The sequence below is a fragment of the Rhizobium sp. A22-96 genome (assembly GCF_053521805.1).
The window spans coordinates 655,632-682,096 of record NZ_JBNWDQ010000001.1 but is presented as its reverse complement, the minus strand read 5'-3'; the positions used below and the strand labels follow the sequence as shown (position 1 = coordinate 682,096).

Sequence of the window (26,465 nt, the reverse complement as noted above, 5' to 3'; positions counted from 1 at the left end):
TTATGAGAATAGTTATCTCTATTGGAGATAGGTGAGGCATGAATATATCCGATCTCAGATTTTTCGAAGCGGTTTCCCGGCACGGCAGCATGAACCGCGCTGCGCAGGAGCTGCATACGGTGCAGTCGAATGTGACGGCGCGCATCCGGGTGCTGGAAGAGGAATTGGGTGTCAGCCTCTTTCAACGACACGCTCGCGGCGTTTCGACCACGCCGGCCGGACAGCGCATCCTGCCGTTCGTTGGGCGCATCACCAAACTTCTGGCCGATGCGCGCGCAGCCGCGCAGGACGATGGTTCACCGAGCGGCGCGCTTCTTCTCGGCAGCCTGGAGACAACAACGGCCTTAAGATTGTCTCCGCTGCTCAGTCAGTTTGCCAAGTCCTATCCGGAGGTCCGCCTCGTCGTCACCACGGGCACGACGCGCAAGCTGCTTGACGAGGTCATGGAGTGCAGGCTCGAGGGAGCGTTCGTCGCGGGGCCGGTCAGCCATCCCGATCTCGATCAGCAGGTGGTGTTCCAGGAGGAACTCGTTCTCATCACTTCCCGCTCGATCCATTCGATGGATGAGCTCGCAAAAATCACCGACCTGCGCACCATCGTTTTCCAGATCGGATGCTCCTATCGCCAGCGGCTGGAAACCCTTCTGGCCGAAATGGGCATCGTCACTGCAAAACCGCTGGAATTCGGCTCGCTCGATGCCATCATCAGCTGCGTCTCGGCAGGCGTCGGTATCGCCCTTCTTCCCAAAGGTATTGTTGCCGCAGCCTGGCAGCACGGCCGGGTCGCGGTCCACGAACTCCCGCCGGAGCGATCGCTGGTGGACACGCTGTTCGTGCGCCGCTCGGATGCCTACACATCAAGCGCCATGACCGCACTTCTCGACATGGTGCGACCAAAATCTGTGACAGGACCGCTTAGCTCAAAGCCATGATCTTTTGCCAGGCGGCATACGCGGAGAGTACGGTTTCCATCTGCGCGGTGTGGCCGGCGACAAATTCTGGGCCGTAAATGGTCTCGTCCGGATATTCGGTGATCAGCGTCATTGGCACGCTGTGACGGTCGTCAATGTCGGAAAGGCAGGGAAAGCCGTTGATGATGCGGAAACCTGTCTCGCCTGCATGGGTTTCGTAGAGCGCGATCTGCCTGTTGTTATAGTCCAACAGCCCCGGAATAGCGCCAAGATGCCTGGTCACCTTGTCCAGCAATTGCTCGGCTTGGGTTGCCCAACCGGAATGATAGCGGGCAATCAGGAAAAAGCCCTTCGGCAGCGTCCACATCGCGAAATTGCGTGGGACATAGCCGGAGAGGGGACGCGTCCATTCATGGGCGGGATAACCATGCAGGTTGACGTGCAGCTGCGCCCCACTCAGCGTCTCCGCTTGGATACGGATCTTCTTTTCGCAGAGATAGGCACCGGAGTTTTCCTCGGTGCGGTATTCGAGGTCATCGCCGAGCGCCGTATAGCGGGCGGCATGATACATGTGGCGCGGGCTGCCTTTGCGCAGGCGCTGGTGAAGGGCGTAACCATCGGGGTTTTCGAGTGGCGAGATGGTGAAGTGGGCGCCGTCGAGCGCAGCCAGCCGCCGCGCCGCGCGCAATGCGCCGGCTCCGCCGGTCGTCTCGTTGGCATGCTGGCCGCCGCTGATCATGACGGCCGCGTCTCTGCCCTTGATATAACGTGCTCTCACCGTGCGGCCGGAGCGCGTGGTGGCCTCAAACGGCACGCCGCCGATGGCATCGAGTTCGGCTTCGATCTGTTCTGCGGCCAAAGGCTCTTCGGCAACGTCAATCTGTTGCTGTGGGCCATCGGAGAAACCGGTTGAAAGGGGCTTGGTTTCGATCCGTACCGAGATGTCCCCCTCGGATTGAACGATTTCCGGAACGATCTGGCCGGGCTTCAATCCGCGATCGCCGAGCGGTCGCCCGGATTTCTTCTGGAAGAATTCGAGCAGCGAAAAGTAGAAATCCTCATGCAGCGCTTCCCTAAGGCTCATGACCTCGTCGCCGACAGGCAACGCTTCATCGGCCGCCGGCAGGGTGACGCGGATATTGAGCTCTCCGAAATAGGGTTCGGTCGCGCCCCAGTCGTGGCCAGTCACCGCAGCAATCGCATCTTCGAACAGTGTTTCGTAATCCGAGGGGAGGCGTGCGCCGGCCGTGCCACTCTCTGTAACTACCCAGCCGGTCGGGGAGAGGCTCGTTTCACCTGCGGCATCGATGTGAACGCGGTTTGGTGCCAAGACCTTTACAAGGCGCTCGCCTGGTGCGGCAGATTTCAGCAAGACATCATAGTGAAATTCGCTGTCGCCGCGGGCGAAAAAATCGATCTTGCGGTCGCCGACCATTGCCGCAAGCGGATAGGCCTCCAACCGGAAGCGATTGTCTGGCGCATTCGGGTGTACGGGATAGCGGATCTCGATCGCTTCCACGCCCTCAAGGTCGATCTCTTCGAGGAAGGCATTGACCAGCGGCTTGTAAGCGCTGCGGATGCGCGCTCGTATGCCCTTCTCGCCAAGCTTGAGTTCCGCCTCACGACGGCTCTGGCGGTCGTCGAAGGTCCATGCCTCGATATTCTGATCCGGTTTTGCTTGCCCGACGAGCTGCAAGAGTGTGCGCTCAAAGCCTTTTTCGAAAATCAGCGTCATGATGTCTTACCTTGTGGTTCTGCCTGTCGGGTCGAGGCTGTCGCGCAGCCAGTCGCCAAGTAGATTGAGGCCAAGCACGGTGAGCAGGATGGCAAGGCCCGGGAAAAGGCTGACCCACCATGCCGTCTGCAGATAGGTGCGCCCGTCCGCCAGCATGCCGCCCCAGCTAGGGATGGTCGGATCGACGCCGAGCCCGAGGAATGTCAGGCTGCTTTCCAGCAGGATGTTGGTGGCGATGTTCAGCGTCATCAGCACGATCACCGGGCCGATCAGGTTCGGCAGCAGATGCTGGAAGATGATGCGCCAGTCTTTCACGCCGATGGCCCGCGCCGACAGGATGAATTCGCGCTCCCGCAGGCTCAGCACCGAGCCGCGCACGAGGCGGGCATATTGCACCCATTGCGACACGATCAGCAGGATGATGGTGTTGGTAAGGCTGCCGCCGACGATGGCGATGAAGGTGATCGCCAGCAGGATGAACGGCATGGCGAGCTGAATATCGGCAAAGCGCATGAGGATTATGTCCCACACGGCGCGATAATAGCCGGCCGCAAGGCCAACCAGCACGCCAAGAACGACACCGCCGATCACCGAGGTGAAGCCGACCAGCAGCGATATCCGGCCGCCGGCCACGACGCGAGCAAGCACGTCGCGCCCGAGCGGATCGGTGCCGAAGGGATGGGCAAGGCTGGCAAAGGGTCTTGCCAGACGGGCCATCAGATCGATCTTCTCCGCGCCGCCCGGAAAGAGCATATCCGAGAAAACCGCGGCAAGGCATATGACGATGGTAAGCGTTGCGCCGAACAGGAATTCGAAGCTGGAGAGGCGCGAACGGCTGGAGGTGCTGGTGGCCATGGGCGGTTACTCCGTGCGGATGCGGGGATCGACGAGCCCGTAGGCGATATCGACCAACAGGTTGACGCCGATGATGAACAGGGCGAGCACGGTGATGACGCCCTGCAATACCGGATAGTCGCGTGCGCCCACAGCGTCGAACGCCAAAGTTCCAAGGCCGGGCCAGTTGAAGACGCGCTCGATGACGACGATGCCCCCGAGCAGCCCGCCGAACTGGATGCCGAAATAGGTGATCAGCGGAATGGCGCAATTGCGCAGCGCATGCTTGTAAAGCACCTTGGTTTCGCTCAGGCCCTTGGCGCGCGCGACCATGATGTATTGCGATTGCAGCGTCTCCAGCATGGCGGTGCGCACCAGCCGGACGTTGGTGGCCGTCAGGATCACCCCCATCGTCAGTGCTGGCATGACGTAACTCGAAATGCCGACCATGCCGCTCGGCGGCAGCCAGCCAAGCGTGATGGAAAACAGCAGCACCATCATCAGCGCCAGCCAGAAATTCGGAAACGATAGGCCGAGCAGGGAGAGAATGCGAATGATCTGGTCTGCGGTCTTGCCGCGTGCGGTCGCGGCTTTGATGCCAAGCGGAATGGAGACCGCGATCGAGACGACCATCGAGATAAAGGCAAGCAACAAGGTGGCGGGCAGGGCATCGGCGATAAGCCGCGAAACCGGCGTTCCGCCAGTGAAGCTGCGGCCAAGGTCCAGCGTCAGCAGCCCCTTCATGAAGGTCAGATATTGCACGATGAACGGCCGATCGGTCCCGAGCGCCGTGCGGATGCGCGCCAGGTCGTCTTCCGTCATGCTGCCACCGCCCTGAAACATCGTCACGGCGGGATCGCCGGTGAGGCGGATGGCGAAGGAGACGAGCAGTGTTATGACGATCACGACGAAAATCGCCTGCAGCAATCGCTTGATGAGAAAACCGGCCACGTTCTTTTCCCGAAAGTTTCTGGAGGGACGCCGCCGGTCAGGCCAGCGGCGTCACGTTTGACGACTACTCGACTGTGACTTCGTTCAGCTTGATGCGGGTATCCGGTGCAGGCACGAAGCCCTTCACCCGCTTGCTGACGCCGTAGATCGCATTGGAATTGTAGAGCGGCAGCTCTAGTGCCTTGTCGGAGACATACTTGCCGATGTCCTTCAGGATCTTTTCGCGCGCGGCGCGATCGGTGAGCGGACGCTGGGATTCCAGGAGTTTGTCCAGCGTCGTGTCCTTTTCATAAGGATTCCACTTTTCGCCGGAGTGGTACATCGAATAGGCCGTGTTGTCGTAATCGAAGGTCCAGCCACCCCATTTCTGCTGGAACATCGCGCCGGTCTTGCCCTGCGGGATGATGTCGTTGAGCAAAACATTGGTCTCATAGGGCTTGATGGTAGCGGTGAGGCCGACCATCTGCAGATAGCTTGCTACGACCTGTGCCACTTCGTTCATGGTCGCGTCATTGCCGCGAATGTCGATCTGGATGGGGGCGCCAGGCTTAACGCCTGCCTCGGTCAGGAGCTTCTTCGCACCTGCGGGATCAAAGGGGATTGGCTTCAAGTTCGGGTCGTAGCCGAAGGACAGGGAGTTCTGGAAGCTGACGATCTCGGTTCCCTGACCTGCGAGGATCGATTTGACGATTGTGTCGCGATCGACGGCCATGATGATCGCTTTGCGCACACGCGGATCGGCCGTTATGCCGTCGCGGGTATTGAAGCGCAGCGAGTCCACGGTTGGGCCGGGAACGCTGGCAATTTCGAGCTTGGAGTCACCCTGGATGACTGGAAGCATGCCGATCGGAATGGTCGGCGGGATGACGAGATCGACGCGGCCTGCCTGAAGCTCGGCAACGGCTGTCGCCGGCTCGCTGATGAAGCGATATTCAAGCTCGGAAATCTTCGGCGCGCCGCCCCAGTAATCAGGATTGGCTTCCAGCTTGATGTTCACCTTCGGCGAATAGGAAACGAACTTGAAGGCGCCTGTACCGACCGGGTTGAGATTGAAAAAGTCCTCGCCCTTTTCCTTGATGTATTTCGGCGGAACGATCATGGCGCCATAGCCGGCAAGCTTGGTCAACAGCACCGGATCAGGCGTCTTCAGCTTCATGTCGACCGTGTAATCGTCGATGACCTCGACGCTGTCGATCGCGGTGTAGTTGGAGCGCTGTGGCCCCTTGGCGCCCTGCTCGCCGAGCAGGCGATCGAAGGTGAATTTCACCGCGTCGGCATTGAAAGGCTCGCCGTCATGGAATTTGACATTGTGGCGCAACTTGAAGCGGATGCGCTTGCCCTGATCCAACTCTTCCCAGGATTCGGCAAGGCCCGGCACCAGCTTGAGGTCCGGCCCGCGATAGGTCAGCCCGTCGAAGATATTGGTCGATACGGCAGCCCATGCCACAAGAAACGTATCGATCGGGTCCCAGCTGCCTGGGTCTTGCGACGACGAAACCGTCAGTTTGCCGGCTGCGAACGCCGGCGCGGCGTTGATGGCAACGCTCGACAAGGCAAGCGCCGTCAGGGCGGCTTTCAGTCCCCATTTCATTTTTTTCATTGAATCTGTTTCCTCTTCAGATCGTTGCTGTGGCTCAAACTGTTCAGGCGCTTCTTGCGATAAAGTGGCCCGAATTGATTTCCTCGCGCGCGAGGATTGGCGGCTCGTCGCCGACGCGACGCACGGGATTTGGAATCTCCCCCTCGATCAGCGCGGTCTTGCGCTCGACCGTCGGATCGGCGACCGGCACGGCGGATAGCAGGCGGCGGGTGTAATCATGCATCGGCGTTTCGAAGACCTGCCTCCGGCTCCCCATTTCCATGATTTGCCCGAGATAGAGCACGGCGACACGGTGGCTGATCTTTTCCACGACGGCCATGTCATGGCTGATGAACAGATAGGCAAGGCCGCGTTCGGCCTGCAAATCCATGAACAGATTGATGATCTGCGCCTGGATCGACACGTCCAGCGCCGAAAGCGCCTCATCGGCGATGATGAGCTTGGGATCGGAGGCGAGTGCGCGGGCGATGCAGACGCGCTGGCGCTGGCCACCGGAGAATTCGTGCGGATAGCGATCCGCATGTGCGGACGAGAGGCCGACACGCTCCAGCAACTCGTCCACCCGGCGGCGCACCTCCTTTGATGCTGAGATGATGCCGTGCGTGTTGATCGGTTCTGCGATCGAGAAGCCGACCGTCTTGCGCGGATCGAGCGAGGCAAAGGGATCCTGGAAAATATATTGCACGTCCCTGCGCAAGCGGAAACGTTCCAGCGCCGACATCGCGGCGAAGCTCTTGCCGTTGAAGGAGATCTCGCCGGAGCGTGCCTTCTGCAATTGCTGGATCGTGCGGCCGATGGTCGATTTGCCGGAGCCGGATTCGCCAACCAGGGCGAGAGTTTCGCCCGGATGAATGTCGAAACCGACCTTCTGGACGGCACTGCAGCGATGCGTAACCTGACCGAATATATTCTTTCTTATATCGAAGCGCACGAAGAGATCGCGCACGGATAGAAGCGGCGGCTGATCATAGCGGGCGGTGTTTTGAACCCGCTCTTCGCCGACGATTTTCGGCTCACCGTCCTCAAGGATAGTCAGTGGCAGGCGCTTGGGAAAGTCCTCTCCTGTCATGCTGCCGAGCTTTGGCACGGCTGCAAGCAATGTGCGGGTGTAGGGATGCTGCGGATTGGCGAATATCTCGCGAACCGGGCCTTCCTCGACCTTCTTGCCTTTCCACATGACGACCACGTCGTCAGCCATTTCGGCGACGACGCCCATGTCATGGGTGATGAAAATCATGCCCATGCCGAGATCCTTCTGGAGGTCCCGCATGATGTTGAGAATTTGCGCCTGGATGGTGACGTCGAGTGCCGTCGTCGGCTCGTCTGCGATCAAAAGCTTGGGGCGGCAGGCGAGCGCCATGGCAATCATCACGCGCTGGCGCATGCCGCCGGAGAGCTGATGCGGATAACGCTTCAACAGCGCTTCCGCATCCGGCAGGCGCACCATTTCGAGAAGGCGCTGCGCTTCGGCCATGGCCGCAGATTTGCTGACATTTTCGTGCAGCAACAGGACTTCGCAGATCTGATCGCCGATGGTGAAGACAGGGTTCAGCGAGGTCATCGGCTCCTGGAAGATCATGGCGATCTCCTTGCCGCGAATGGAGCGGACTTCCTTCTGCGAGAGCTTGAGCAGATCCTTGCCGTTGAAAGAGATGCTGCCGCTCTCGAAGCGTGCACCCATCATATCGGCAAGCCGCATGATCGAAAGCGATGTCACCGATTTGCCGGAGCCGGATTCGCCGACGACTGCGAGCGTCCGGCCCGGTGCCACGGAAAGCGAAAGGCCTTCCACCACGCGGTTTTCGCCGAACCGGATCGTCAGGTCCTTGATCGACAGAAGCTGCCGGTTTGCGTCCGCCGCCATCGTCATGCGCTCACCTCGGTATTGGGAATGCAGGCCCCGGAAATCTGCGGATCGATGCGCATGACCTGTGCTTGCATTTTCGCCGTTGCCTCGCCGAGATCGCCGTTAGGATTGGATACTAGTGCGTTGATGCCCGCAATCATTCGATCCTGGAAAATCAAGCGATATTCTCCTCCAAATCAGACGCCTAATGGTCATCTGTATCCGCGTTCCCGTTATATTTCTTGAAACACGAGATAGCATCAAACAACAATCTGGTCTACATTGTTGAACAATTTTAGCGATGCATGTCAAATAATGGGAGGAACTTGCGAGGAATCGTCCAACGGACCGGCGCCGTTGAGGAGCCAATCCAATATCTGTGATCAGAAATCCGATTGCTTGTGAGCCTTTGTGGCGATGCGTAGCTTGGCGGAGGGCAGAGATATGGAGCAGGTACCCGCAGTCCGATTTATCGCAAGCGCCAAGGGAGCAAATGAAGCAGACAAATCTTGCGAGTATCGAGCCGACTTCGGCTGCTGCGGAAACCGGTCAGACGGTAACGGAACTGACGGCGGCGCGGATTCGGGAGCGCGTGATCAGCGGAACCCTTTCGCCGGGCAGCCATCTCTCCGAGGCGGCTCTGTGCGAGGAGTTGCAGATTTCGCGCAATACGCTGCGGGAGGTCTTTCGGCTGCTGACGACGGAGGGTGTGCTGCGCCACGAGGCCAATCGCGGCGTTTTCGTCACCACGCCGAGCATATCGACGATCATAGACATCTTCCATATTCGTCGGCTCATCGAGTGTTCGGCGCTTGCCGGCGCGCATCATCGCCATCCGAGCGTCGGCAAGATGCGGGCGGCCATCGATGCCGCGATCCGGCATCGTGATCTCGGGGAATGGCTGGAGGTCGGCAGCGCGGACATTGCCTTTCATGCTGCCATTGTCGAGCTCGCCGATAGCCCTCGGCTCTCCGCATTCTATGCGCAGATTTCGCTGGAGCTGCGTCTTGTCTTCGGCTTGATACGAGACCCGGAATACCTGCATGCTCCCTATGTAGGGCAGAACGCCACCATCCTCGCTCATCTCGAGGAGGGTGCGACGTCGACGGCGGCCGAGGCGCTTGAGAAGTATTTGTATCAAGCGGAGCGCTTCATCCTGGCTGCTTATTCACGGGCCATACCCGGCTGAGGCCCGGTCGAGGTCATTGGTGTGATGAATGATGTGGACAATCCATGCTGGATGGGTCAAAGCGCGATGCAACCGTTTGCGTCCCGATCTGCTTTGGCGGAAGGATATGCGGCACCCGGATGACGGCGTGATTTCCATCGGTCGGTAAACAGCGGTTTGGCTGCAATCGATCGAGATAATCGTGTGGCGTCTAGCCGGAGCTGACATTTCGGCAACCGGTTATGACGGACGATGAGCTTATGGACACACAATCCCTGGCGGCCTCCAGCAAAGCCACAGCGCTTCAACAGGTATGGGCCTCGCCGCTGTATCGCGGCGCGACGCTTGCTCTGTTTCTTTCGGGGGTGGGGGTCTCGGCTTCACTGCCGCAAATCGTTGTCTTCCTCGTAAAGGAACTCGGAACATCCCTGCCGGTGGCAGGGCTATACTATCTCACTGGCCTTGCCGCACCGGTCGCCGGTTATCTGGTCGGGAATTACTCCGACAGGACCGGCCATCGTCTCGGTCTCTTCCGGCTCTGTGCCATGGCCGGGGCTCTTGGGTGGGCCGGATTTGCGGTTTCCAACGCGCCCTGGATACTCTTCGTCATCGGTGCCGTCGTGCTGGGCTTCTCCGGGTCGGCCACATCTCAGCTCTTTACCGCCATCCATGACGATCTGAGCAGAAACACGTCAGGAGCAAACGAAAGCGTGGTTGCGATCGCCCGGATAGCCTTGACGGCAGGCTGGGTGGTCGGCCCATTTCTCGGCACCTGGCTCGCAGCCGAAACGAGCCTGCGTGCCATGTTCTGGGCAACGTCGATCTGTTTCCTGGCGCAGATCATCCCGCTCGGAACCTTGCGTGTCTCGGCCAATCCCAGGCCGCGAGCAAGCCACGCAACCGGCGTGGGTAACTCGACGCGCTGGTCCGAGATGCTGCCTCTCTTGGCGTTTACCGGCCTTTACGTTCTCGTCTATGCCGGTGAGCCGATCAAGTATGGCTTCCTTCTGCTTTACATGGAAGAACACCTTGGGATCGATCCCGGCGTCCGGGGTGCCGTCATCGGAACGCAGCCCTTGATCGAACTGCTTCTGATGCCCTTCAGCGTCATGCTTGCGCGACGGATCGGAACGCTCTGGCTCATGTGCATCGCGGCAGCATTCGGCGTCGTCGCCAATTTGTGTTTTGCCATGTGGCCAAGCGCCATCGGTATGTTTGCCGGACAGGTACTGATGGGTGGCGTCTGGGGCCTGTACATGGTTCTCGGTCTGATCGTCGCCCAGCGACTTCTTCCGAATGCCGTGGCAACCGCTTCGGCAATTTTCATGAGCTCGTCGGCGCTGGCGAGTGCGCTTGGCGGCGGGATCGGAGGCGTCGGTGTCGCCTATCTCGGCCTTCCCAACGTTTTCTACATTCCGGCGGCGTTCTCCCTGGTGGCCGTTGTCGGTCTGGCCGTCATGGCGAGGCGCGGCATCATCCGATAGCGCCGCCTGCCGGTAGACGAATATATTTGCAATCGGCAGGTTTCAGACCATCCGAAACCTATTGAAAGCCCTGCGCCGACCACACGGCCGTCAGCAGCTATTCCGGAACGGTGATCATCGGGGCCCTTGCCGGATTATTGGGCCTTGCCATTTTGCTCTACTGCGATGGCGTCAGACGGCACAGATAGAGAAATGCCGCCCGCGTCCGGCGATCCGGCATGGGCGCGAACACGTGTTGACGATGTCACGCCTTTCAACTAATCATAAAGTCATCTGATGACTTGACAAGATTGAGCCATGCGCGCCCTGACCAAAACCACCCTTGCGGATACAGCCGTGGAGGCCATTCGCAGCGAAATCCTCGCTCGACGCTGGCTTGTCGGCGAAAAGCTGCCCAATGAAGCCTCGCTTTCCTCGATGCTGTCGGTCAGTCGCGGCACGATCCGCGAAGCTGTGAGAGTGTTGGCGTCGCAAGGTTATCTGGAGACGCGCCAGGGGTCTGGCACCTATGTGCGCTCGACAGCGGATTTCGGGCGCCCTCTCGACATGGCCCGCCGCGCCGGCTTGAGAGATCAGTTCGAAACCCGGCTGGCCCTTGAGATCGAGGCGGCACGGCTCGCCGCCCTGCGTCATACCCCCGAGGTGATATCCCAGTTGCGGGCGTTGCTCGTCGCGCGCGGAAATTACGAGGGGGGAGGCAAGGCCGCCTTCATCGAACGCGATCTTGCCTTCCACAAGGCCGTCATCGCTGCCTCGCAGAACAGGGCGATGGTGGAGATCTACGAGTTCTTTTCTCTGTCGATCACCGACACCATCGAGGCGACGCTTGGCGCGGATATTCCGGAGCCGGACATGCAGGCGCATATCGCGATCGTCGATGCCATTGAATCCGGTGATCAGGAAGCGACCGGTTTTGCCGTGCGCCGCTTCATGGCTCCCGTTATCGCTGCTCTTGATCGGTTGCTGATGTCATGACCATGCCTTCACAGAATGCCTCCCCGCTCGATTTGATCGATGCCGAGGCCGATGAACTGCCTCCGCCGCAGCCGCATCGAGGTAAGTCGCCCATTGGCCGGTTTGTTCTCGGGACAAGCCTGGTGCTGATTGCCTTCAATCTCCGGCCGGTCTTTTCCAGCGCGTCGGCGCTTTTGCCGGAGATCAGAACCGGGCTCGATCTGTCCTCGTTCGGCGCCAGCATTCTGACGACGTTGCCCGTTGTCTGCATGGGATTGTTTTCGCCACTCGCGCCGAGGTTGGCGCAGCGCGTGGGAACCGAGCGCGTCTTGCTGGGCGTGATCCTTCTGCTTGCGCTCGGCACGGCGCTGCGCGGCTTTTCTTCGATTTCCATGCTGTTCTTCGGCACGGCACTAACCGGTGCCTGCATCGCCGTCGGCAATGTGCTCCTGCCTGGGGTCGTCAAGCGGGATTTCCCGGACAAGGCGGCGCTGATGACGGGTTGCTACACGATGGCGCTGTGTGCTGGCGCGGCCAGTGCGGCGGGACTGACGCTTCCCATCGAGCATGCCCTTGGCGGATCGCTTGGTGGTGCGCTTGCTGCTTGGGCCCTGCCGGCCCTCTTGGTCGGGCTTCTCTGGCTGCCACAGGTCCTCGGGACGCGCAGCCAGGCCCGCCGCAGCGGTTTTCGCGTAACCGGCCTCTGGACCGATCGGATTGCCTGGCAAGTGACGCTGTTCATGGGGCTGCAATCGGCGCTCGCCTACTGCATCTTCGGCTGGCTCGTTCCCATTCTGCGCGAGCGTGGGCTCGACGGCGTGACGGCGGGTGCAATCGTATCGGTGTCGGTCATGGTGCAGGCGGCTGCCTGTCTGGTGGCGCCTCATATTGCCGTCAAGGGCCGGGATCAGCGCGTCATCAATGTCAGTCTCTGCGTGATTGCGGTCGTGGCCCTGCTGGGCCTGCTCTTTGCGCCGCTTTGGACCGTGTGGTTCTGGGCCGTGCTGCAAGGCATAGGGCAGGGAGGGCTGATTGCGGTAGCGCTAACAGTCATCGTGCTGCGCTCACCCGACGCGCATGTTGCTGCACATCTTTCCGGCATGGCGCAGTTTGTCGGCTATCTGCTGGCGGCAATCGGCCCGCTCGTCGTCGGCATGATCCATGGCTGGACGGGCAGCTTTGCCTGGAGCTCGGTTCTGTTCGTCCTGCTCGGCCTGGGGGCCGCCATCAACGGCTGGTTTGCCGGGCGTGCCATCTCGGTCAATGCCAAGACGATCGAAACTCCATAGTTTGGGCCTGACATCATCTAACGAGTTGGCCTAAGCAGTGGGCCGTCAGGGAGTTGCGGAGCGGCGCCGACAAGGTGCCGCTCTATCGTTGCGAATACATTGGCTCCAGCGGGAGTTGCGGAAGTAGAGCCGGCCGAATTCAGCCAGCTTTTCGCCGCGGCTGTATCGGAGCTGCATCCGGGCTCTCGGCAGGTTTCGAGTGGCCCAGCAAGGCCTTCTTGGCCAGTGTCGACCTTGTGGCGGCGTAAGATGCTGCAACCATTGGATAGTCCGCAGGTAATCCCCATTTCTTTCGATATTCGTCGGGGGAAAGCCCATATTTCGTGTTGAGATGCCGTTTCAGCGACTTAAACTTCCCACCATCTTCCAAACAGATAAGATATTCTTCGGTAATGGATTTCTTGATCGGCACGGCTGGCTTCAGGGTCTTTTCCGACGCTGAAAGGCCGGGGGTAAACGACCCTGTTAGTGCCGCGTGGGTCTCCAGAATGAGTCTGGGCAAATCTTCAGGTGCAGTCACATTATGCGTGATATATGCAGAGACAATCATGCTGGTGAGTTCAACAAAGATTTTATTGTCTACGATATGCTCTTTTTCCATTTTCCAACGCCTCATATTCTCTGGGCGCCATTATAACTAATGCTGTTCGTGATAAAATAAAAAAATTAGTACACAAAATGTTTTTATGATGGTGAAATCGACCGAACAATAGATTAAATAGCATCTCCAATACGGATTTATTTACATTTCGATGAAATATATTAGATGCCGGTTTGTGTATTGTGACCAACGCAAGCAGTACGCTACTTTCAGGCGCGGGAAAGATCGCGAATAGTTTTGTCAGAACGAATTTCGATACCTTCACCTTTAGACGCCCGTCGGTGTCGGGGGAGGGCGCCAGTAAGTGTTCAGCGGCTGATGCACGCGCCCGTACGGCTCGATAGGGGCTCATCTTCGCCATTCTGTGAGCTATATTTCGCTTGCAGCGGATTGCTGTGACGACCACAAGGTTTTTGCACAACTGGCGGTCATAATTTTGAACGATAATATGCATCGCAAATATGGAGTTCTAGGCTCGTCGATGATTTCTCGCCCGATGAAGCAATCCTTGTTTTCGGCTGAAATTCGGTCGACCTTTGTGCGCTATCTCGTAACCGGCGGCCTTGCCGCCATAATCGACGTGTCGGTGTTTTCCTACTTCAACAACCTCCAGTTCGGAGTGCTCGCGGCCGCGACAATAGGCTTTGTTGTTGCCTGCCTCTTCAATTACATCACGTCATCGATCTTCGTTTTTGCAGCGAATTGGCGCTCGGCGACGCGCGCTCTGTCTTTTCTGGCAGCAGCCCTTGTCGGCCTGTCGATCAACGTGTCGATCACGTTCTATCTTTCCGCCTATGGGATCTGGCCGGTCCTTGCAAAAATCATCGGGATCGGAATTGCCTTTATTGCCAATTTTTCGATGAATTCCCTCATCGTCTTCCGGCGGCGCTAGCCTGCAAGGCCTGTTCCGATGCGGGGTGCCTCATTGCCGATGAAACGGCAGGATATGGTGCTCGGTCAGCGGCGCCATCGGCAAATTGCCGGGACGGAGGGGAGAGACCCAGCGGATTTCCTCGATCTCGGCCGTCGCCCTAATGGCGATATCGCCGACATCCAGCCGGAAGAGATCCGCAACGACGATATGCTCCGGCTCATTGGCTGCTGGTGCCTGGAACGTGCCAAGGAACGTCAAGGCTTGCGTTTCCACGATGAGCCCCAATTCTTCGAAAAGCTCTCTGATAAGAGCCTGCTCGGGTGCTTCCTGCGGCTCGATCTTGCCACCCGGCTGCATGAAGGCAGTGGTGCCGCGCTTGCGCACGAGCAGCGTATCGCCATCGGGACGCAATAGCAGCGCTGCCGCTATCCGTATTGTTTTCATCATGCATCAATCTGATCGGATTCGCGGCCGGGTTTCAACTGTGTGGCTGCCTTCTCCGTCAGGGCTGTTTTTCATCCACCAGATGTTTGCGGAAGAAGGCAAGTGTCGCGGCATTCAATTCCCGATGAAATGCTACCCGGTCGAAATTCGGTGGGTCTGCGCAGATGACCAATGCGGTCTTTGCCAGTTCGGCAGGGCAGGGAGGCAGGAAGTCGAAATGCTGTGAGTTGGGTACGGTGTGAAATTCGGGCTTTTCCGGCAGCTGACTGGCTATCGCCACGACACTTTCCGGCGTTACGCCATCGCCGCCGCGTTCAGACCCCCAGAGCTGCACGGGGACCTTCACCGCATTGAAGCTATCCGGCGTGAAAAAGACACTGAGCGGGTCGGCAATCACAGCGGCCTTGATGCGTGGATCATGGGTCAGTTCCGGAAGCGTGCCTTTGTGGACCTGATCGCAAAGTGCACTGTCATTGCCCTCACACGCTCTCAGGCGCTTGCCGAAATGCGGGTTGGCACCGATGACGACGAGGCCGGTATATCCGCCACGCGAGAAGCCGAAAAATCCAATGCGCGCAGCATTGATCTTGGCTGCATCCGGCCATGAGCCGAGCATGAAGTCGAGCGTCCGCTGGATGTCGGCTGGTCGCTCGACGAAGACCGAGGGGTCGTCGATGCGGCTTTTGTCTAGGGCGTTGTCACCGGGGTGACTGATGGCGACGACGACAAAGCCTGCATCCGCCAGTGTCCCCGCCGTGTCATGGTGACCGACAAACGTGCCGCCCCTGCCATGCGAGATGATGACAAGCGGCAGCTTTTCTCCTGTGACCGGACAATCCTTAGTCGCGGCCATGATGAAGGGGCCGACCTTGATGTCGCCGACCGGCTGGGAGCACGGATACCAGACACCGCCCTTGATCGCCGGAAGGGAGCCTTCGCCCGCCACCTCGATCGGTTTGAAGCCGGCGGCATGTGCCATCGAGGTCACGAGGGATATGGAAGCGGCAAGAATGAAGCCAAGGCGGGTCATTGCAACAATTCCTTTATCGAGAGGTGGAGGCCCGAAAACGGGCGGTGCGCATGCATCACGAGGAAGCCTTGAGCCGTCATTGTCCCGACTGGATGATGTGGCTCAGTTTTTGAATAGCCGCTACCTTGCATAAACAGATAGCTTGTTATATGTATCTTGTAAACCCGAGGCATTCATGACCGACTCGATCCAAGTTCAACTGCGAAAAGGCGCCCTCGACCTGTGCGTCCTGGCCGTGCTCTCGCGAGGCGAAAGCTATGGCTATGAGATCGCCAGCACCCTGGTTGCGGCTGTCGGCATGGGGGAAGGTACGATCTACCCGCTGATGCGGCGGATGCAGAATGACGGCCTGGTGGCGACCCGCATCGTCGAGTCTGCCAATGGGCCGCCGCGCAAATATTACCGGCTCACGCCGCTCGGCCAGACGGTTTTTGAAGCTCATCGCCGTGACTGGCGTTCCTTTGCTGACGCTGTCGATAAACTTCTTGAGGATTTGCCATGACCAGGGACGCCTTCTTGCGCACGCTGAGACTGGGGCTTACCGGCCTGCCGCCTCAAGAGATCGAGGATATCGTCGCCGACTATGCCGGCCATTTTGCGGAATCCGAGGCTTCGGGACGCAGCGAAGCCGATGTTGCGGCGGCATTGGGCGATCCGGCCAGAATTGCCAGGGAATTGCGTGCCGATGCCGGGCTGCGTCGCTTCGAGGCGCATTGGAGCGTGTCGAACCTTCTGGCCGCCATGATGGCGCTGGCGGGCCTCGCCATCGTCGACATTCTCTTTTTGCTGCCGCTGCTGATCGTCACGATGTTTGTCACTTTCGGCGTTGCGATCGGGCTTGTCGTGATTGGTGTCGTCGGTTTGAAGATCATCCTGACAACCCTGCTGTTTCACATTGGCGGGCCCATCATCGGGATATTGGCGAGGTTGCTCATTGGCGCCGGGCTCGTAAGCTGTCTCATCGGCGGCGGCGCTTTGCTGCTCATGGCTCTGGGCGCGGGCATCCGCATGCTCGGCCATTACGCGCGCCTGCATTTCCGCTTGGCTCAACCCGAATATGAGCGGGCTTGAAGCTTTCGTCACGCTGCGTTGAAGGAGCAGGACAATGATTGGAAGGTTAGCACTCGTCGCAATAGCCGGAACGATCGGCGCAGTTGTTCTTCTGTCTCTGGGTGTCGGGCTTTCCGGGCGGGATCGGGTCGATGCCATGCATTTGTGGGGCACAATGCGATCCTCCTGCGAACCCACGGCACCAACCCGCGAGCAGGTGACGCTGCCATTTACCGCGACCGACACTATGGTGGTCGATCTGCCGGCTTCCGTTCGATATCAGCCGGGAGACAAGGCAGAAGCCGTGGTGACCGGCGATCCGACCCTTCTCGATCACGTGCGGATCGCAGGTGGCAGACTAAGCCTGGATTGCGACCCGGGCTGGGGTGACGCCCGGGTCGATGTCAGCCTCTCCGGACCGGCAATATCGAATTGGAAACTGCTCGGCAGTGGTGACCTTACCCTGTCGCAGATCAATCAGCCGCAGTTGCGGGTGAGCATCAAGGGTAGCGGCAGTGTGGCTGCGAGTGGAGCTGCCGATACCGTCGGCCTCGACATCTCAGGTTCAGGCGCGGCGCGTCTCCAGGAACTCACAGCCAAGTCCGTGCAGGTAGATATTCGCGGCAGCGGCGACGCACAGATGACCGCGCAGGCGGATGCTGACGTGTCGATTTCCGGAAGCGGCAATGTCGAGTTGTTCGGGCACCCGGTGCTGCGTCGTTCGCAGATCCGGGGCAGCGGTCGCATCGTGCAAACGCCATAAAACTATGACTGGAAAGTGGGCACAGGGCCACGCCTTTGCTGTGGGCGTTTGGTTGAGATTTTGCGATCACCTTGCGCTGTATGATTCTCATGTTAATCAATGAGAAGAGTGAGCTCAGCGAACATGCGGAACATGCCAGATAAAATAGATAGCGACGCCAAGCAGCCATCGGGATTCGATGCCGATAAGACAAAGTCAAAACGGCCGCTGCGCGATCGCCGCCGTTCCCTGGCAATAGGGCTCTTGCGTGCCCGCGAGGCGGTTATGAGCCATTTCCGGCCGATCCTGGTCGCGCATGATGTCACCGAACAGCAATGGCGGGTCATTCGCGTCCTCTCCGAGGCGGGTCAACTCGATGCAACGGAGCTTGCCGACAAGGCATCCATTCTGGCTCCCAGCCTGACGCGGATGATCCGGTCGCTCGAGGAGCGCGGCTTCATCACCAAGCACAAGGATGAGGCCGACGGCAGAAGAGTGCTTTTGCAGATCACACCGGCGGGAGAGGCGATCGTCGAAGACGTCATGCCGGAGAGCCTGAAGGTCTATGCCGACATCGGTGTTCGCTTTGGTGCGGAACGCGTGGACCAGCTTCTCGACATGCTGGAGGAATTGGCGGCGTTGAAGCTGGATAACGGCTCGGTCGGCGATGAGTGAAACCGCGTCTCAATTTAATTAATGTGTTAAATATTTAATTGACGAACGAGGGGATCTGTAGCAGTCTTCGGCAGTGCTGACACTGTTGGGAGGCAGAGTTGGATCTATTGCAGAACCGCAGCCTCGTGGATCGAACCTGGTCGCCGACACCCTATGATCAATGGGTGGACGATCTCCAAGGTATTTGTGGAAATTTCAATCCCCATACGGTGAAACGCGGCGATAGCGTGATCGGGACCGCCAGTCGCATCGACGTGTGCGGCATGGAGTTTGCCCATGTCTCCAACGATCTCGATTATGTTCACCGCGATTGGGACGACATTCGTCGCGATGCTAATGAGCACCTGTTCCTGATCCTTCAGCTCGAGGGCGTCTGCGGGGTCGAACATTCCGGCCAACAGAACATTCTCGATGTCGGTGAATGCATTCTCGTGGACTCGACGCGCCCGACCACCTTCTATTTCCGGGGCCACTTCTCCAACCATCTGTCGCTGCATCTGCCGCGTCAATTGATGTATTCCGATAGCAGGATGGATTTCGATGTGGCGCGCAAGCTTGTCGCCAGCGATCCGATGGCGATGATGCTGCGGGCGCTGATTGCCAAGATGATGACGACGCCGGACAGCGAAGCGGCCTCGCCTTTCCTTCGCCAGCTGATGTTCGACACGACGCGCCAGGCGTTTCTGTCGACCGGCATGCAGACGGCAAGTTTGAACTCGCTGCACGACAGCGCGAGCAAGCGCATGCAGATGGTCGATATCCTGATCGACAGGCATCTCACAGATACCGATCTCAATGCCAAGTGGCTGGCGACGCGGCTGGGTGTGTCGATCCGCACCCTGCAGCAGGATTTTCAGGGCATGGGCATGACCTGCACGACCGTCATTCGCGACAAGCGCCTGCGCTTGGCACGCGAGAAGATCGAGCAGCTTAAAGAGCAACGCAATCCGACGACCATCGCCGAAGTTGCCTATTCGGCCGGTTTCAACGACATTTCCTATTTCAATCGCAGCTTCAAGGAGCTGTTCGATTGCGCACCTAGCGAGCTGCTTCGCCCCACCGAGCCGGCACATAAATCGGACTGAAGCGCAGTCTGCGCTCCAGTCCAAGACGAGGCGCGTTTCTCCCCAAGACGGGTCTTGCGGTAAAAGTCATAGTCCTCCCGAAAGTCACGGGAGGAGAATATCGTGAAGCAGTATACCCTGCTTATCGGCGGCGAGCCTGTCGCCACGTCCCATCATGCACCGGTTGCAAATCCGTCGAATGGTGACACTGTCGGCTATATGCCGCTCGGCTCGGAAGCAGACCTCGATCAAGCGGTCGCCGCTGCCGCCAAGGCCTTCAAGACCTGGTCGCAGGTTTCGAACGAAGCGCGCGCCGGCGCTTGTCGTGCCATGGCCGAAAAGATCAATGAACATGCCGAGGAACTAGCCCAGATTCTGACGCGAGAGCAGGGCAAGCCGCTCAACGGTCTTGGCTCGCGTTTCGAGATCGGCGCCGCGCTCGCCTGGACGCGCCATACCGCCGAACTCGATCTGCCCGTCGAAGTCCTGCAGGACGATAGTGAAGGCCGGGTCGAGTTGCACCGCAAGCCTGTCGGCGTCGTCGGCTCGATCACGCCGTGGAATTGGCCTGTCATGATCGCCTGCTGGCATATCGTACCAGCAGTGCGCGCCGGAAACACCGTCGTCATCAAGCCATCTCCTTTGACGCCGCTCTCGACCATCCGCCTTGTCGAGATCATGAACGAGGTTCTGCCGGTGGGCGTCGTCAACGTTATCACTGGCGAAAACAGCATCGGCGCTGCCCTGTCGGCCCATCCGGGCATTGCCAAGATGACCTTCACCGGCTCGACGGAAACCGGCAAGAAGGTCATGGCCTCCGCAGTCGCGACCTTGAAGCGCTTGACGCTGGAACTTGGCGGCAACGACGCCGGCATCGTTCTGCCCGATGCCGATCCGAAGGCGATCGTCGAAGGCCTGTTCTGGGGTGCCTTCATCAACAACGGCCAGACCTGCGCGGCGCTAAAACGCCTCTATGTGCATGACAGCATCTATGAAGAGGTTTGCCAGGGTCTTGCCGACTACACCGCCAAGATCGTCGTCGGCGATGGTCTGGATGACGCAAGCATCCTTGGCCCGGTGCAGAATGAAATGCAGTTCAACAAGGTGCGCGAACTAGTCGACGATGCGCGTGCCCATGGCGGCCGTATCCTGACCGGCGGAGCGCCGATGGATCGGCCTGGCTATTTCTACCCGATCACGCTCGTTGCCGATGTCGATCACGGCGTACGGCTGGTCGATGAGGAACAGTTCGGTCCCGCCCTGCCGATCATCCGCTACAGCGATATCGATGAGGTGATTGCGCGCGCCAATCAGAACCCGGCAGGTCTTGGCGGCTCGGTCTGGTCCGCCGACGCCGAAAAGGCCAAGCATTATGCGATGCAGCTCGAATGCGGCTCCGTTTGGATCAACAAGCACGGCACGATCCAGCCGAACGCGCCTTTCGGTGGGGTGAAGCAGTCCGGTATCGGCGTCGAGTTCGGCGCCGAAGGACTGAAAGAGTTCACCACGATCCAGACGGTGTTGAGCTGACCATGGCGAGTTACGACTATATCATCGTCGGTGGCGGCTCCTCTGGTTGCGTGTTGGCGAACCGGCTTTCGGAAAACCCGGCGCATAAGGTCTTGCTGATCGAGTCCGGTCGCCGGGATGCCGATCCCTGGATTCATATCCCTGCGACCTTTTTCAAGGTGCTGGGCAAGGGGATCGACATCCATCCCTATGCTTCGAACCCTGACAAGGGCTTGAACGGGCGGCCGAGCATCGTGCCGCAGGGCAATGTTCTGGGCGGCGGCAGCTCGGTCAATGCGATGATCTACGTTCGCGGTCATCGCAACGATTACGACACCTGGTCGCAAATGGGCTGCCAGGGCTGGTCCTATGATGACGTGCTGCCGGCCTTCCGCTCGCTTGAGAATAACGAGCGGCTGAACGGCCATTTCCACGGCAAAAAGGGCGGGCTGCGCGTCTCCGATCCACGTCATCGGCATCCGTTGAGCGAGGCCTTCATCAAGGCGGCGACTGAAATCGGCATTCCCCACAATGACGATTTCAACGGCGAGGATCAGGCCGGGGTCGGCTTCTATCAGAGCACGACCTATGGCGGCCGGCGCTGGAGTTCGGCGCAGGCCTTCCTGCGCGAGGCGGAGAAGCGGCCGAACCTGACCGTGCTGACGGAGCGCAAGGTCGCCCGCATCCTGTTCGAGGGACAGAAAGCCGTTGGTGTCGAGCTGCTCGACGGCACGATATTCAAGGCATCCCGCGAGATTGCGCTGACCGCCGGCGCCATCGCCACGCCGAAGATCCTGCAGCTTTCCGGTATTGGCGATGGCGAGCATCTCGCCTCGCTCGGCATCAAGGTCGTCGCCGATCTGCCTGGGGTCGGCAGCAATTATCAGGACCATCTGGAAGTGCCGGTGCAAGGCGAGACGCGCGAGCCGATCTCGATCCTCGGCCATGACAAGGGGCTGCGGGCCGCCGGCCACATGCTGCGTTATCTGACATCGCATCGCGGCCTCTTGACCTCCAATGTCGTCGAGTGCGGCGGTTTCATCGACACCGCGGGCACCGGGCAGCCGGATGTACAGTTCCACGTCTTGCCGTGCCTGATCGGCTTCGTCGATCGCGAACCGGAGCCTGGCCATGGGCTCAGCATCGGCCCATGCTATCTGCGCCCGCGCTCGCGCGGCTGGATACGGCTGAAGAGCGCCAATCCGGCAGAGCAGACGGATTTCAACGCCAATCTGCTGTCGGATCCCGTCGATATTGAGACCTTAGTGCGCGGTGTCGAAACGGCGATCCGCATCCTTGACGCGCCGGCGCTTGCCAAGCTGGTCAAGCGCCGGGTGTTGCCGAAACCGGGTGTTGAGAAAGATCCCGAAGCTTTGCGCGATTACATCCGCCAATCCTGCAAGACCGTGTTCCATCCGGCAGGCACGGCCCGCATGGGTCGCGCCGACGATCGCATGGCGGTCGTCGGGCCGGATCTGAAGGTGCGAGGGATCGAGGGGCTGCGCGTCTGCGACGCGTCCGTCATGCCGACACTGGTATCCGGCAACACCAACGCCCCGACGATGATGATTGCCGCAAAGGCTGCGGCCCTCATGACAGGAAAGGCGATTTCCGGCTGAGCCGGAGATCATCGAAGCAAAGATCCCGTGGGGAGCGGGACAACAAACTGGAGGAGACTATGCCTATCAATCTCAGAGGGCTGGCAATCGGCCTTTTCCTGACGCTCGTTTCGGCGTTCAGCGCAAACGCAGCCGCATCCTGCGGCGACAATAGCGGCAAGCCGGCAACCGGCGAGCCGATCATCATCGGCGCCATCACCGGCAAGACCGGGCCTGACGATTTCTCGAATTCGACCAAGGCTGCAAAGGCTTATTTCGACTGCCTCAACGCCAATGGCGGCATCAAGGGTCGGCCAGTCAAATATCTCGTCGAGGACGACCAGTGGAATCCGGAGATCGCTGCGCAGCTGGCGGCCAAGCTCGTCAATGACGAGAAAGCCGTGCTGATGGTCGGCAATTCCAGCTATGTCGAATGCGGCGCCAATGCCGAGCTCTACAAGAAGGCAGGCATCCTGGTGCTGGCCGGTGTCGGCGTGCCACGCGAATGCTTCTTTGCCGACAACATCGCGCCGACGAATGCTGGGCCACGCGTCTCCATGCTCGGTGCGATGGGCTATGCGCTCGATAAGCTCAACGCCAAGTCAGTCGTCTGCATCAGCCCGAATATTCCGAATGTCGGCACATGGTCCTGCGACGGCGTCATGCTGCTTGCCAAGGAAAAGGGCTTTGCCGCACAGACGATCCTGATGGACCCGGGCTCGGCCGACGCAACGTCGATCATCCTGCAGGCTGCCGCCAGCAAGCCTGACGTCATTGTGCTTGGCCTCTCCAAGGGCGTGGCCGTGCCGTTGCTGACGGCTGCCGAAGAGCAGGGCCTCAACCAGACGATCACCTTCCTGAGCGCTGCCTCGGCCTATGATCTCTCGGTTCCCGCAACCATCGGCTCCGGTTGGGACGACAAGTTCTATGTCAACATGGAATTCAACGATCTGAATGCGCAGACCCCGGACAATCAGAACTGGCTCGCGGTCATGGATCAGTACGGCCAGAAGTCCGACCCGCGCGACACCTTCGCCCAGGCCGGTTATCTGGCAGCTCGTATCGCCGAGAAGGCGCTGATGACGCTCGATCCGGCGAACATCAACCGCGAGACCGCCTCTGCCGCCGTACGCCAGATCAAGGACTTCAAGAGCGATATCTTCTGCGCTCCCTGGTATTTCGGTGACGGCCAGTCGCGCCACAACGCCAATTCGACGACGCGCATGGCCGTCAGCGAGGGCGGAAAATGGAAGGTCGTCTCCGACTGCGTGCCGTCGCCCGATCCCGAACTCAAAGACATCCGCGCCTTCGAAAAGTCGGCCGGCATCAACTGAGCCCTGATCTTTGCCATCGGTTTCGCGGCTGAGAGGCCGCGGGACCGAACGACCACACGCATCAGCCCGAAAATCGGGATCGATTTTCGGAAAGCCCGATGCGTTGATCTAAAGTGTTACGGCGTCCTTTGCGCGTCTGAAGGATGCGCTGCGCCGTAGAGGATCGATCCATGAATTTTCTACCCTTCGTCATTTCAGGGCTTGGGATCGGCGCCGTCTATGCGCTCTCCGGCGTCGGTCTCGTCGTCTTGTTCAGAGCGACCGGCGTTCTCAATTTCGCTTTCGGTGCCTTCGGTGCGATCGGTGCACATTGCGCCTGGCAATTGCTGGAGTGGAAGATGCCGCTCGCCGTCGCCATTCTTGCCGCCGTTGCCGTCTCGACGGCGATCAGCTTTCTCTATGGCCGGGTCTTTGCGCCCCTGCTGTCGCATCGCGACATCGTCGTGCGCGCCGTCGGGACCCTTGCGCCGGCACTGATCCTGATCGCGATCATGGGTGTCATCTGGGGCGAGTTGCCGCGCCGGCTGCAGTTTCCGACCGACCAGATGTTCGTTTCCATCTTTGCCGTGCGCCTCACCTTCACGCGCATCATCGCCATCATTCTCGCGGTCGTCATGGTCGTCGTCATCACGCTGCTGCTCACCCGCACGCGCCTTGGCCTCGATATGCGGGCACTTGCCAATGATCGCGATCTCAGCGCCGTGCTCGGTGTGCGCATTCTCTACACGGAGACCGCCGCCTGGATCATGACCGGCATTTTCTCCGGCTTTGCTGGCCTGCTGCTCGCCGATCTTGTCCGTCTGCAGGGAACATTCCTGACCCTGCTGGTCATCCCGGCGATCGCCGCCGCCATCCTCGGACAGTTGCAGTCGCTGTGGCAAACGGCCGTCGCCGGCATTCTGATCGGCATTGCCGAAGCCGTGCTGACACCGATTGCCTGGATCTCGCCCTATCGCGCGGCGGCACCCTTTATCATCGCGCTCGTTGCAGTCACCATCCTGGGAGGCACGGCCAGGGCCGCGTTGAAGGACCGATGACCATTCAGGAGCAAACAAGCGCCCCAACAGCCGAAAGCATATCGATGGTGCGTCTGCCCAAGCAGCTTCTTCATGTGCCTATGACGATGGTGATCTTCGCGCTCGTCGTTGCCTTGATCGCCAACTCCTTCTGGCTGTCGGCGGCCACATCCGCCGTCGCCCTGTCGCTGTCCGTTGCGGGGCTTGCCATCCTCTATGGTCAGCTCGGTCTCGTCTCGCTTTGCCAGTTCGCACTTGTCGGTGTCGGCGGCTGGGTGACGCTTCGTGTCGGGCACGCCTTTCACCCGCCATTCGAATTGAGTCTGCTCGCCGGCGGTATCGTCGCTTCGGTGGTGGGATTGGTATTCGGCTTACCGGCACTGCGTCTGCGCGGCCTCTATCTGGCGCTCGTGACGTTGATGCTTGCCGGAGCATTCCAGATCATCATCAGCGCATGGGGTTTCCCGGATGGCGGCCCGGGTTTCCTGGGGCGGGCCGATGGTGTCGGGCGCGAGATGCTGGCAAGGCCTGTCATAGCCGATGGCGAAGTGGCCTATTTCCTCTACGTCTGTGCGGCGGCCGCGATCGGTTTGCTGATTGCGCAGTGGCACAAGCTTGCCCGTCCTGGCCGAGCCTGGGCGCTGATCCGCAAGGGCGAGACTGTTGCGATCGCAAGCGGTGTCAATGTCCTGATGTACAAGGCCTGGGCCTTCGCGCTGAGTGGTTTTCTCGCCGGTCTTGCCGGAGGCCTGCTGGCCGGCAACGTCGGTCAGCTTGACGGTCGTGCCTTCGGCGCTTTTGACAGCCTCAATCTCTTCGCGCTTGCCATCGTCGGCGGTGTCTTCAACTGGTACGGCGCCGTCATCGCAGGCCTGCTGCTGCGTGCCGTGCCGGCCTTGCTCACCGATCTCGGTATTGATGGCTATGTCACGATCGGGATTTTCGGCGTCGCCCTATTCCATGCACTGGCAACCGCACCGACAGGCATTGCCGGCCAGATATCGGCTCTCATCATCAGGCTGAATGCCCTTCTTTCGCGGGGGAGGGCGCGATGATCAAGATCGATAATCTCGTCGTTCAATTCGGCGGTGTCCGACCGATCAATGAGCTGAGCGCGGTGCTGACAGCGCCCGTCGCAGGTCTCATCGGGCCGAATGGTGCGGGCAAGACCACATTGCTCAACGTGCTCTCCGGTTTCGTGAAGCCGGTGCAGGGATCTGTCACGCTCGGAGATCGGCCGTTACTGCCGATGACGCCGTTGCAGCGGGTGCGCGCCGGCTTGCGCCGTTCGTTCCAGACGGAACAGGTGGTGGAAGATCTGACGGTGGCCGGCAATATTGCCGCGATCGCCGATCATGTCGTCGGTGCCGGGCATCATGCCCGTGCAGTCGAGCACGCTCTTGCCTTTGTCGGCTTGACGGATGTTGCCGAGAGGCTCGGTCAATCCCTCAATCTCTTCCAGCGCCGTCTTGTCGAATTGGCAAAATGCGTGGTCGGCGAGCCGAAGCTTATCCTGCTCGATGAACCGGCTGCAGGCCTGACCGAAGAAGAAGGCAGGGCCTTTCGCGAGCTGGTTCTGCGTATCCCCGCAGAATTCCGGGCACAGGTTCTGGTCATCGACCACGATGTCGATCTCATCCGCTCGATGTGCAGCGAAACCATGGTGCTTGACTACGGCAAGCTCCTGGCCCTTGGCCCGACGCAGACCGTGCTGGCCGACCCCAATGTGCGGCGTGCCTATCTGGGGGAGTTTTGA

Annotated in this window: 26 protein-coding genes; 17 read left to right on the top strand and 9 right to left on the bottom strand. The window is 59.7% G+C overall.

The window, feature by feature from the left end; translation table 11 throughout:
• The first annotated feature begins 38 nt into the window (after positions 1-38).
• Entirely contained in the window at positions 39-932 is an 894-nt protein-coding gene (locus ACQZ6F_RS03070) for a LysR family transcriptional regulator (protein WP_449092599.1), read from the top strand.
• Here the strand turns inward: ACQZ6F_RS03070 and ACQZ6F_RS03065 are convergent.
• From ACQZ6F_RS03065 to ACQZ6F_RS03040, 6 genes are all read right to left on the bottom strand, one after another.
• The gene (locus ACQZ6F_RS03065; protein ID WP_449092598.1) at positions 916-2,646 is read right to left on the bottom strand and encodes a M14 family zinc carboxypeptidase; all 1,731 of its coding nucleotides are present in this window, start codon (positions 2,644-2,646) and stop codon (positions 916-918) included. The genes ACQZ6F_RS03070 and ACQZ6F_RS03065 overlap by 17 nt on opposite strands.
• A gap of 6 nt (positions 2,647-2,652) precedes the next feature.
• Complete coding sequence (locus ACQZ6F_RS03060; RefSeq protein WP_449092597.1) at positions 2,653-3,501, bottom strand: ABC transporter permease; 849 nt, start codon at positions 3,499-3,501, stop codon at positions 2,653-2,655.
• Between the two features lie 6 nt (positions 3,502-3,507).
• Positions 3,508-4,431, bottom strand: a complete 924-nt coding sequence (locus ACQZ6F_RS03055) for an ABC transporter permease (RefSeq protein WP_068393444.1) — start codon at positions 4,429-4,431, stop codon at positions 3,508-3,510.
• Positions 4,432-4,495: 64 nt separating this feature from the next.
• Entirely contained in the window at positions 4,496-6,031 is a 1,536-nt protein-coding gene (locus tag ACQZ6F_RS03050; RefSeq protein ID WP_449092596.1) for an ABC transporter substrate-binding protein, read from the bottom strand.
• Positions 6,032-6,074: 43 nt separating this feature from the next.
• On the bottom strand, positions 6,075-7,895 hold the full coding sequence (locus tag ACQZ6F_RS03045; protein WP_449093125.1) for an ABC transporter ATP-binding protein: 1,821 nt from the start codon (positions 7,893-7,895) through the stop codon (positions 6,075-6,077).
• Positions 7,896-7,897: 2 nt separating this feature from the next.
• Positions 7,898-8,056 carry a hypothetical protein gene (locus ACQZ6F_RS03040; protein WP_449092595.1) on the bottom strand — a complete coding sequence of 53 codons (159 nt, stop codon included), beginning with the start codon at positions 8,054-8,056 and terminating at the stop codon, positions 7,898-7,900.
• A 314-nt stretch (positions 8,057-8,370) separates the two neighbouring features.
• On the opposite strand from ACQZ6F_RS03040, the gene ACQZ6F_RS03035 reads away from it, so the two are divergent.
• From ACQZ6F_RS03035 to ACQZ6F_RS03020, 4 genes are all read left to right on the top strand, one after another.
• The gene (locus ACQZ6F_RS03035; RefSeq protein WP_077467924.1) at positions 8,371-9,066 is read left to right on the top strand and encodes a GntR family transcriptional regulator; all 696 of its coding nucleotides are present in this window, start codon (positions 8,371-8,373) and stop codon (positions 9,064-9,066) included.
• A 239-nt stretch (positions 9,067-9,305) separates the two neighbouring features.
• Entirely contained in the window at positions 9,306-10,529 is a 1,224-nt protein-coding gene (locus tag ACQZ6F_RS03030; protein ID WP_449092594.1) for an MFS transporter, read from the top strand.
• A gap of 297 nt (positions 10,530-10,826) precedes the next feature.
• Positions 10,827-11,504 (top strand): FadR/GntR family transcriptional regulator, encoded by a 678-nt coding sequence (locus ACQZ6F_RS03025; RefSeq protein WP_449092593.1) that lies wholly within the window; start codon positions 10,827-10,829, stop codon positions 11,502-11,504.
• A complete protein-coding gene (locus ACQZ6F_RS03020) occupies positions 11,501-12,772 on the top strand; it encodes a CynX/NimT family MFS transporter (RefSeq protein ID WP_449092592.1) in 1,272 nt (423 codons plus the stop codon). Before ACQZ6F_RS03025 ends, ACQZ6F_RS03020 begins: the two co-directional genes overlap by 4 nt.
• A 139-nt stretch (positions 12,773-12,911) precedes the next feature.
• Here the strand turns inward: ACQZ6F_RS03020 and ACQZ6F_RS03015 are convergent, their stop codons facing one another.
• Positions 12,912-13,373, bottom strand: coding sequence for a MucR family transcriptional regulator (locus ACQZ6F_RS03015; RefSeq protein WP_449092591.1), 462 nt, complete (start codon positions 13,371-13,373; stop codon positions 12,912-12,914).
• Between the two features lie 496 nt (positions 13,374-13,869).
• Between ACQZ6F_RS03015 and ACQZ6F_RS03010 the strand changes: the two genes are divergently transcribed.
• Positions 13,870-14,265 (top strand): GtrA family protein, encoded by a 396-nt coding sequence (locus ACQZ6F_RS03010; RefSeq protein WP_169055474.1) that lies wholly within the window; start codon positions 13,870-13,872, stop codon positions 14,263-14,265.
• 30 nt (positions 14,266-14,295) lie between these two features.
• Here the strand turns inward: ACQZ6F_RS03010 and ACQZ6F_RS03005 are convergent, their stop codons facing one another.
• Both ACQZ6F_RS03005 and ACQZ6F_RS03000 read right to left on the bottom strand, forming a co-directional pair.
• Complete coding sequence (locus tag ACQZ6F_RS03005; RefSeq protein ID WP_449092590.1) at positions 14,296-14,694, bottom strand: NUDIX hydrolase; 399 nt, start codon at positions 14,692-14,694, stop codon at positions 14,296-14,298.
• 55 nt (positions 14,695-14,749) lie between these two features.
• Positions 14,750-15,721 (bottom strand): alpha/beta hydrolase family protein, encoded by a 972-nt coding sequence (locus ACQZ6F_RS03000; protein WP_449092589.1) that lies wholly within the window; start codon positions 15,719-15,721, stop codon positions 14,750-14,752.
• A 175-nt stretch (positions 15,722-15,896) separates the two neighbouring features.
• Here ACQZ6F_RS03000 and ACQZ6F_RS02995 point away from each other — a divergent pair, with 175 nt between their 5' ends.
• From ACQZ6F_RS02995 to ACQZ6F_RS02945, 11 genes are all read left to right on the top strand, one after another.
• Positions 15,897-16,223: a PadR family transcriptional regulator gene (locus ACQZ6F_RS02995; RefSeq protein ID WP_068393419.1), complete on the top strand. Its 327-nt coding sequence runs from the start codon at positions 15,897-15,899 to the stop codon at positions 16,221-16,223.
• A complete protein-coding gene (locus ACQZ6F_RS02990) occupies positions 16,220-16,792 on the top strand; it encodes a DUF1700 domain-containing protein (RefSeq protein ID WP_077467931.1) in 573 nt (190 codons plus the stop codon). Before ACQZ6F_RS02995 ends, ACQZ6F_RS02990 begins: the two co-directional genes overlap by 4 nt.
• Positions 16,793-16,826: 34 nt before the next feature.
• On the top strand, positions 16,827-17,534 hold the full coding sequence (locus tag ACQZ6F_RS02985; RefSeq protein ID WP_449092588.1) for a GIN domain-containing protein: 708 nt from the start codon (positions 16,827-16,829) through the stop codon (positions 17,532-17,534).
• A gap of 132 nt (positions 17,535-17,666) precedes the next feature.
• A complete protein-coding gene (gene hpaR / locus ACQZ6F_RS02980; RefSeq protein ID WP_449092587.1) occupies positions 17,667-18,188 on the top strand; it encodes a homoprotocatechuate degradation operon regulator HpaR in 522 nt (173 codons plus the stop codon).
• A 98-nt stretch (positions 18,189-18,286) separates the two neighbouring features.
• Positions 18,287-19,273, top strand: coding sequence for a helix-turn-helix domain-containing protein (locus ACQZ6F_RS02975; protein WP_449092586.1), 987 nt, complete (start codon positions 18,287-18,289; stop codon positions 19,271-19,273).
• A gap of 102 nt (positions 19,274-19,375) precedes the next feature.
• Entirely contained in the window at positions 19,376-20,782 is a 1,407-nt protein-coding gene (locus tag ACQZ6F_RS02970) for an aldehyde dehydrogenase family protein (RefSeq protein ID WP_449092585.1), read from the top strand.
• A 2-nt stretch (positions 20,783-20,784) separates the two neighbouring features.
• Positions 20,785-22,380, top strand: coding sequence for a GMC family oxidoreductase (locus tag ACQZ6F_RS02965; protein ID WP_449092584.1), 1,596 nt, complete (start codon positions 20,785-20,787; stop codon positions 22,378-22,380).
• Positions 22,381-22,439: 59 nt separating this feature from the next.
• On the top strand, positions 22,440-23,693 hold the full coding sequence (locus ACQZ6F_RS02960) for an ABC transporter substrate-binding protein (protein ID WP_449092583.1): 1,254 nt from the start codon (positions 22,440-22,442) through the stop codon (positions 23,691-23,693).
• 170 nt (positions 23,694-23,863) lie between these two features.
• Positions 23,864-24,730 (top strand): branched-chain amino acid ABC transporter permease, encoded by an 867-nt coding sequence (locus ACQZ6F_RS02955; protein WP_449092582.1) that lies wholly within the window; start codon positions 23,864-23,866, stop codon positions 24,728-24,730.
• Positions 24,727-25,764 (top strand): branched-chain amino acid ABC transporter permease, encoded by a 1,038-nt coding sequence (locus ACQZ6F_RS02950; RefSeq protein ID WP_449092581.1) that lies wholly within the window; start codon positions 24,727-24,729, stop codon positions 25,762-25,764. The genes ACQZ6F_RS02955 and ACQZ6F_RS02950 overlap by 4 nt, the downstream gene beginning before the upstream one ends.
• Positions 25,761-26,465 (top strand): ABC transporter ATP-binding protein, encoded by a 705-nt coding sequence (locus ACQZ6F_RS02945; protein WP_449092580.1) that lies wholly within the window; start codon positions 25,761-25,763, stop codon positions 26,463-26,465. The genes ACQZ6F_RS02950 and ACQZ6F_RS02945 overlap by 4 nt, the downstream gene beginning before the upstream one ends.